Source organism: Streptomyces sp. NPDC055254 (genome assembly GCF_053606025.1).
Window position 1 is genome coordinate 1 of the sequence record NZ_JBSGQV010000083.1, and the last position, 4365, is coordinate 4365.

A 4365-nucleotide genomic window follows, 5' to 3' on the forward strand; every position below is an offset into this window, starting at 1 on the left:
GATCTCCGGCGCGAACATGCACGACAGCCTCGGTCTTGCACCTCTTGTGCGGGGTATCCCGCCGATCCGGTCCCGGCGAGGACCCCGTCGCCGCCCCGGCAAGCTCCACGCCGACAAGGCCTACGACTACGCCCACCTGCGCCGATGGTTACGCGGGCGCGGCATCACCCACCGCATCGCCCGCCGCGGCATCGAATCCTCCCAACGCCTGGGCCGACACCGCTGGACCATCGAGCGCACCATGGCCTGGCTCGCCGGCTGCCGCCGTCTCCACCGCCGCTACGAACGCAAAGCCGAGCACTTCCTCGCCTTCACCAGCATCGCCTGCACCCTCATCTGCTACCGCAGACTGGCCAAATGAGATGACGTCTAACACCGGGATCGGTCGAGTATCTGTATGGCAACGATGGTGCCGAAGTCGAAGAGCGGAGTGTTTGGAGGCACGCACCGTATGCGCCCGTTCCTGTTGGCGACGTACGCAACGTCATCGTTGCGGGTATTTACGACGGAATAACCCTTTTCAGGGTTTTGCAAGTACTGCCAGTTGGTCGTTACGTCCTGGAACCGTCCAATGATCGCATCCGAATAGAAGTTGATGCCGCTATAAATACAGACTCGCGGCCAAATGCACCTGTGTTGACTGACCGTCGGTGCTGCGGAAGCGGAAGGCATGCCGACGATGGGAAGCGTAAGGGCTACGATCGCGGCACCCCGTACGCATTTTGAGACGAATTTCATGGTTCTGTCCCTCCAATTCCTACAGCTTTGCGCCTTGAGGGGTGAGCGTAGCTAGGGCCCCCCGTACTCACCGAGATGGCGGCGCTGCCGACTGGTAATTCCTGTGCCCCGGACCCGGTCGCGTCAACTACCACGCAAAGGGTGGGTCGCGCACAGCAAGTGCTATTGATCAGAAACTCAAAGGGTTCTCGTTCAGGACGTAGCGGACGTGTGGACCGCCGAAGTAGCCGCGGACGATATGTGGCTGACGCTGGCGTCTGCGGAAGAACCTGCGGGTCTCGGCGGCGAGTTCGGCCTGGTTCCGGGCCCTGTGGGTGCGGGGCAGGCTGCGTTTGAGGTCGGCGTTGACCAGCTCGTCCGGGTTCAGCTCGGGTGAGTACGAGGGCAGGAAGTGCAGCTCGATCTCGTCCTTGTGGCCGTCGAGCCAGGCCCGGACGGTCTTCGAGCGGTGGGCCGAGTGCCGGTCGACGACCAGGTGGACCTTCCGGTCGAAGTGCCCGACGATCCGGGCGAGGAAACGGCACATGACCCTCGCGTCGAACGACTCGGTGAAGACCATGAAGTGCATCCGGCCACAGGTGCTGATCGCGGACACCGCGTTCACGGAGAACCGGTTCCCGGTCCGGCGGACGATGGGAGTCGCGCCTTTGGCACCCCAGGTGCGGCCGGTGACCTGGTCCGAGCGGACCCCGACCTGGTCGCCGAAGAGAACCTCAGCGTTCTCCGCCTTCGCCCTGGCCCGGATCGCCGGCCAGGTCTCCTCGTGCCAGACGCGGACCGCTTCCGCGTCCTGCTCGACCGCCCGCTTGTCCGGACGCTGGAAGCTCAGCCCCCAACGCTTGAGGTACTTGCCCACCCCGCGCTCGGTGAACCGGACCCCGTACAGCTTGAAGACCAGCTGACCTATCTGCCCCCGCGTCCACAACTGACCCGAAAGCCCCAGGTCGGAGGGAATGTGATCGAGGACAGCCTGCCGGACCGCAGCCTGCTCGGCTCCGACAGGACCTGATGCTCACCCACGCGGCGGCCTCGCGAGCGGGACAGCAGTGCGTCCCGCCCGCCAGCCTGCCACTTCACCCACCAGTTGTCCACGGCCTTGACCGACACCTTGAACAGGGCGGCAACCTCTACCCGGTCCCGGCCCTCCACCAGCGCCGACACCGCCAGCAACCGCACAGCCTCCTGCGCGTCCGGCGACCAGGCCCGCGCATCCCCCACCAGATCACTCACACACCACCAACGAGCCTGAACTCAAAGCGTTTCGGATCAATATGGCGGCGAAAGGCAGTGGTGTTCGCGTCCGGGCATCACTGCGCGGCTCCAAGGAAAGCGTGTGGATAGCCCTTCATGCTCGGCGGCGATTCCACGGTTGCTTCTCCTCCACCATCGTTCAGAGCCCGCGGGGCCGTAACAACGGAAAGATGCACGGTGAGTGCGCCCGAGCTCGATCAGAGGGCTGCCGGTGAAGCCACCGCGTCAGCGCGGAACGCGACCCGCGCCTTCCTCGCCGACGCCGCCCGCGTCCGGGCCCCCGCCCACCGGGGAAGCGCCGCCATGGTCCTCACAGACGCCAGCGGCGGGCTCCTGTTCTCAGGTCGTAGACCCGGCCCCACGGCCCGTACTCGACGGGCACGTCCCGCCACGGAACACCGGTCCGAACCCGGAACCGTATGCCGTCGATCAACTGCCGCCGAGGCCAGGCGGGCGGCCGCCCCGCCCTCGTGCCCTTCGGCAACAACGGCTCCAGCACCGCCCACTGCTCGTCCGTGAGATCTCCCCGACCCATGAACCGAGATCATGCACCGCTCAAGATCCACTTACGACACCGGCCTGGACCCCCCACTCACCCTCGCCGCATGACCACCCCAAACACCCGCATACATGGCATCACGTCCTTGACGAAGGACATAGAAACACCCCCTGCTTCCTGGTGTTTACAGGAGGCCGGGCAGAAGGCTGGCGGGGGTGGAGGCGAGGTCGCTGAGGAGGCCGCCTGTCCTGGCGGAGGCGCCGTTCAGGCTCTGGCTGTCCCTTCCGCTGCAGACCTGCTGGGGCGAGGTTGCGGTCGCGGGGCCGCTGCCGAGGAGTGGGCCGTTGATGAGGCCGTTCTGGAGCGTCACGTTCGTGGCCTCGGAGTGCTGGTCGCACACGGTCAGGTTGGGTTGGGGCGTGTCGCTGCCGCCGTGGGAGCCGTGGCCGGAGGCGGCACCAGCGCCGAACACGCTGATCATTGCGACCGCGGCAGCTACCAGGGCGCCCTCGCGAAGCTTGCGCACAGCATCTCCTCTTCGTCTTACCTGCGTCGTTGGCATATCGACGGATTCCGCAGCTAGCGTGCGGTAGTCCCGCCGATGGAACTCGGCAGCCACGGCCGGGTCTGTGAGGCGGGGTCTGCAGTAGTGCAACCGGTGTGGGCACTCCCGCGGTACAGACCCGGCGTGGCTGTGGTCGGTGACTGTTCACCGACGGATGCTTGGGGAAGAGGCGTCAGTATGAGATGACGACGTAGGAGTCGCCGCCCGGTTCGCCCGGTTCACCAGAGGCGTTAAGTCCAATTCCTCCATTGCCTCCGTCGCCGCCTGCGGCACGGCCGTCCGGCGCGGGCTGGGCGGGCACGCCGCCTTCGCCGCCCGCGGTGCCGGTGCCGGGGGAGCCGTCGCCGCCGGGCAGGGTGGTACCGGCTCCTGAGCACATTCCGGTGCCGCCCTCGCCGCCGGCCCCGGGGCTACCTGGCGAAATACCGCCCGCTCCGCCGCCGATACCTCCCTGCCCGCCGGTGGCGCTGGCCAGGGCGGTGGCATCGGGTGCGAGCAGGGCAGCAGCTTCTCCCGGCTCGCCGTTGCCGCCTGCGCTGCCGGCTCCGCCGCCTGTTCCGCCTTCGCCGCCTTCGCCTGTGTCGACCGTGTAGGCGGTTCCTGGCGTCACGGTCACGGTGCATGAGGCGAAGCCGCCGGCTCCGCCCCCGCCGCCTCCGCCGCCCAATGATGGGTCGTTCCCCACGCCGCCGCCTCCGCCGCCTCCGCCGCCCGCGCCCCAGACCCGGACGGCGACGGACGTGACACCCGCGGGGGGTGTGAAGGTTCCGTCGGAGGTGAACACCTGCTCACCGCTGGGCGGGGGTGTAGGTGTGGGTGTGGGGATTGCGCCTACGCCGATAGCGGGGCCCGACCGGGCGGCGGCACCGTTCAGGCCGATGCTGTCCCTCCCGCTGCAGATCTGCTGGGCAGACGTTGCCGTTGCCGGTCCGCTGCCGAGGAGCGGGCCGTTGAGGAGGCCGTTTTGGAACGTCGCGTTCGTGACCTGGGAGCGCTGATCGCACTGGACCACGCTCGCGCTCCCATCCCCGTCGCGGTGGGCGAAGGCACCAGCGGCCCCCACCACACTGGAACTTGCGACCAGGACGGCTACCAAGGCAGCCTGGTGAAACTTGCGCACAGAATCTCCCTACTATCCGATTCGCCACCCATAACGGATGGAACGTCAGATAGTGGACATTAGTGGTGAACTCCGGCTTGGTGGTTGTAACACGCTCTAGTACTCCAGCTGTAGATCGTGATCTTTGCGTTGTTGGGCTGCTTGGCGCTGGTAGTGGCCGGCACGGGCTGGCTCGGTCTGGTGCGGTCGCGC

At 67.1% G+C, this 4365-nt stretch carries 5 protein-coding genes and 1 pseudogene; 1 reads left to right on the forward strand and 5 read right to left on the reverse strand.

Going from position 1 to position 4365, the window contains the following annotated elements; all coding sequences use genetic code 11:
* Window positions 1-361 (forward strand): transposase (locus ACWFQ8_RS33290; protein WP_453790006.1); only part of this gene is annotated, 361 nt, incomplete at its 5' end.
* A gap of 546 nt (window positions 362-907) precedes the next feature.
* Here ACWFQ8_RS33290 and ACWFQ8_RS33295 read toward each other — a convergent pair.
* From ACWFQ8_RS33295 to ACWFQ8_RS33315, 5 genes and pseudogenes are all read right to left on the reverse strand, one after another.
* A complete protein-coding gene (locus ACWFQ8_RS33295) occupies window positions 908-1693 on the reverse strand; it encodes an IS630 family transposase (protein WP_453790010.1) in 786 nt (261 codons plus the stop codon).
* Window positions 1642-1968 (reverse strand): helix-turn-helix domain-containing protein, encoded by a 327-nt coding sequence (locus ACWFQ8_RS33300; RefSeq protein WP_453790007.1) that lies wholly within the window; start codon window positions 1966-1968, stop codon window positions 1642-1644. Before ACWFQ8_RS33300 ends, ACWFQ8_RS33295 begins: the two co-directional genes overlap by 52 nt.
* Window positions 1969-2305: 337 nt before the next feature.
* Window positions 2306-2524: pseudogene (locus ACWFQ8_RS33305) on the reverse strand (transposase); the annotation flags it as partial.
* Between the two features lie 148 nt (window positions 2525-2672).
* Window positions 2673-3014 (reverse strand): hypothetical protein, encoded by a 342-nt coding sequence (locus ACWFQ8_RS33310; protein WP_453790008.1) that lies wholly within the window; start codon window positions 3012-3014, stop codon window positions 2673-2675.
* Window positions 3015-3225: 211 nt separating this feature from the next.
* Window positions 3226-4173, reverse strand: coding sequence for a glycine-rich domain-containing protein (locus ACWFQ8_RS33315; RefSeq protein WP_453790009.1), 948 nt, complete (start codon window positions 4171-4173; stop codon window positions 3226-3228).
* Window positions 4174-4365 lie beyond the last annotated feature (192 nt).